Annotated in this window: 3 protein-coding genes; all 3 read right to left on the reverse strand. The window is 71.1% G+C overall.

The features are described from left to right. Positions 1 to 35 precede the first annotated feature (35 nt). Positions 36 to 374 (reverse strand): hypothetical protein, encoded by a 339-nt coding sequence (locus tag VR44_RS11575; RefSeq protein ID WP_045947354.1) that lies wholly within the window; start codon positions 372 to 374, stop codon positions 36 to 38. 685 nt (positions 375 to 1059) lie between these two features. Continuing rightward, a complete protein-coding gene (locus tag VR44_RS11580) occupies positions 1060 to 2166 on the reverse strand; it encodes a right-handed parallel beta-helix repeat-containing protein (protein ID WP_157880276.1) in 1107 nt (368 codons plus the stop codon). Between the two features lie 739 nt (positions 2167 to 2905). Further along, positions 2906 to 3004, reverse strand: a complete 99-nt coding sequence (locus VR44_RS48805) for an Rv0909 family putative TA system antitoxin (RefSeq protein WP_342669311.1) — start codon at positions 3002 to 3004, stop codon at positions 2906 to 2908. Between the last annotated feature and the right edge of the window lie 6 nt (positions 3005 to 3010).

Below are 3010 nucleotides of genomic sequence, written 5' to 3' on the forward strand. Positions count from 1 at the left end.
AGATGTGTATAAGAGACAGACCGATGCCCGATCTGTTACTCCGACTCGGAGTCCCCCTCCGCGGCGTCCTGCTCGTCGGCGACGGCCTGCAGGTCCTCGGCAGCCTGGGCTGCCCGATTGCCGTTCCCCGCGAGGCCGTCCTCGATGTCTCGCTTGTCCGCGGCGATCCGGCGCTCGGTGTCGCGTTCCGCGGCGGCCTCCGGATCGGCCTCGCGTTCGGCATCCCGCAGGTGCTCCTGCGCCTGCTGGATCTGCTGTGCCTGCTCATCGTCGCCTGCGGTGGCGGCCAGGGCGGGTGTGGCCCCGAACAGGGCCACGGCCGCGAAAGTCGACGCAGCGGCCACGGACAGCCTGGTGACGAGCTTGCCGGTCATAAGAGGTCTCCTCCATCAGGGACGCGATGATCACGTCGCTCAACCCACATGACGGCCCGTGGCCGGCCGCGGTTCAACGGCCGGATAGGACGAAGATCACATCCCCTAGGTTGGACCGCATGACGGGCGGCCCGCCCATGACCTGGCCGAATGGGCCTGCCCCGCTCTTCCGATCAGGCGGGGCCGACTCGGGCCCGGCCACACGGGCGGGGGTGCCCGGCCGTGGCGTGGTGGGGGCTGGCTACACCCCGTCGGGGGACGGTCGGGGTGCGCGGGACCGGGTAGCGCTTTCGGTCGTTCCGGCTGGAGGACGCGGGCGCGCCGGATCAGCCACGGGTGTGACCGGCACGCCGCGCCGACGCGGCCACCAGCATCACGACCTGTCCGTTCCTCCCGCACGGCTTTGGGGAGGCCGGCCGGAGTGCTGCGTCGGGGCGGCACCCGGCGTGCGGACTTGGCGGGTAGCCCGCCGATGACATCGCGCTCCAGGATGTGGTTCACCCTCGGTGGACTGGCCGGCCGTGCGCACGGCCGCGGCGGGCCGCCCCCGCCGGCCGCACCGCACCCTGTTCCGCGCCGCGCACGGGCCCGGCCACCCCTACACCGTCAACGTGCTGACGGCTCGGGCTTCAGCCTCTGCCGACGCACCGACCCCGCCCGGCCGCCGACCCGCCGATTACTCAGGTCACTGACGCGGGGGCGTCACCTTCGCGGTGAACCCGCAGCACTCGAACGTCCGGATCCGGTCGCCGGACACCTTGGTGATTCTCACCTGGTCCAGGCGCGCGGTGGTGTCGACGGCCGAGGCGATCACCGCGACGCCGCCCGCGCCGCCCCGGATGCTGTCCTTGAACGCGGTGAACGTGCCGTCCTGGAAGGCGATCCCGAAGTAGTCGCTGTCGACGATGGTGTTGCGACTGGTGTCCACCGTGCCGAAGGCGTAGATGCCCAGTTGGTTGCCGACGAGGCGGTTCCCGGTGACGACGTTCCCCGTGTTGGCCAGGATGCCGGCGTGCTGGATCTCGGTGAAGAAGTCCGTGCCGCAGCCCGGATCCGGTTCGCGGCAGGCGTTGTCGCTCACGGTGTTCTGCTCGATCCTGCCGGTCGCATCGATGAACTCGATGCCGTCGGTGGAGATGCGTTTCTGGCCGGTGACGGTGTTGCGGAGCACCGTGGCCTTCGAGCTCGCGTTGAGCACGACGATGCCGGAGCCCTGATAGTCCGTGATCCTGGAATCCCTGATGTCTGCCGACCCCGTACCGGTGGGCAGGTCCCCGATGAGGACGGAGTTGGCACTGCGGAAGCACGGGGCCATGGGGGTGTCCTTGATGTGGGACACCTCCGCGTGGCTGAGGTCCAGGTGTGCTCCGCCCAGAACTCGGATGCCGGCTCCGAGGGCGCCCGTCTCGCAGGTGCCGGATCCCGGCCCGCTCACCGTGAGCCGGGACATGCGCACGGAGGCCCGGTTGTCGAGGAAGACGATCGAGTTGAGGCCATCGGGGCCCGTCACCAGATGCTCCGGGGCCAGGATCGTGCTCTTGCCGGCGCCGGCACCTGTGATGGTGAGGTCCTTGCCGATCCTCACCTGCTCCCGGAAGACGCCGGGCCGGAGGGCGATGCGGTCTCCGGGGTGCGCGGCGTCGACCGCGGACTGGACGGTCGGATAGGCGGCGGAGGGAACAAGCAGCTCGCGCGGCTGCGATGCGGCGGACGAGGGTGCGAAGGAACCTAGGACCACCGGGGCGAGCAGCATGCCGAGCGCTGCTGCGCGCCATGCGCGGAGGGGGTTCAAGGAGTCTCCTCCCGGGGGAAGGGCCGCCCGCGCCTGGTCTCGCGACGCGGTGGGACACGTGGCGGCAGGGCGGAACCGGCCGGTACTCACACCGACACCCGAGCACAGGCCGGGCGGAGTGTGCGGGGGCCGTGCCGCAGGTTGGGCCGGCCGGAGCAGCGGCACCACACGGAAAGGTGGGCGTCGGTCGTGGCGCGTTCTTCGCGCGGCGGGCGAGGAACAGGGAGCGGAAGCGAGGAACAGGGAGCGGAAGACGTTCAGCTGCCACCGCGGTACCGCGTAGTCCGAGGTCGGATCATGCGATCCGGCCGTATTGGGGATCCCGCCCCCGGGTGCTCACCGGGGGTGGGAGGGCGGGCGGGTGGATTCTGCGTGGTGGGACCGATGGGTGTTCGGTCGGACCGGGATGGTCCTGAGCCGGGCCCTCGGCCGGGGCACGTGTATGTCGAGTCGGTTGGCGGCCCGCTGGCCGGGGAGCTCGTGGACGTGTGCGGGTGGGAGCCGCGGGAGATCGTGGACCAGGCGATGTTGATGTGGGACCACGGCCGGTTCGGGCCGGCCAGCCGCCCGGAGGAGGATCTTCGGCATCGGCTGGCCGCCGCGGGCTAACCCCTCGTCGCCCTCGAACCCGTCGCCCGCCCCGAGGGCGCCCTGCTCCCGCGCAACGACGCCCTGCGGGTCCTGTCCGGCCTGCCCGCCGACACCCCGCCCCGCCCGACTACGGGCTGCGTACGGGGAGTTAGTCCTTCTTCGCCAGGTTCTCCATAAGATCCTGGGCCTCGTCGACGGCCGTGACGATCGTGGCACTGTGCTTGCCATCGGTCTTCTGGTCGACGATGTCGCC

It is taken from the genome of Streptomyces katrae (assembly GCF_000966975.1).
GTDB classification, from domain to species: Bacteria; Actinomycetota; Actinomycetes; order Streptomycetales; family Streptomycetaceae; genus Streptomyces; species Streptomyces katrae.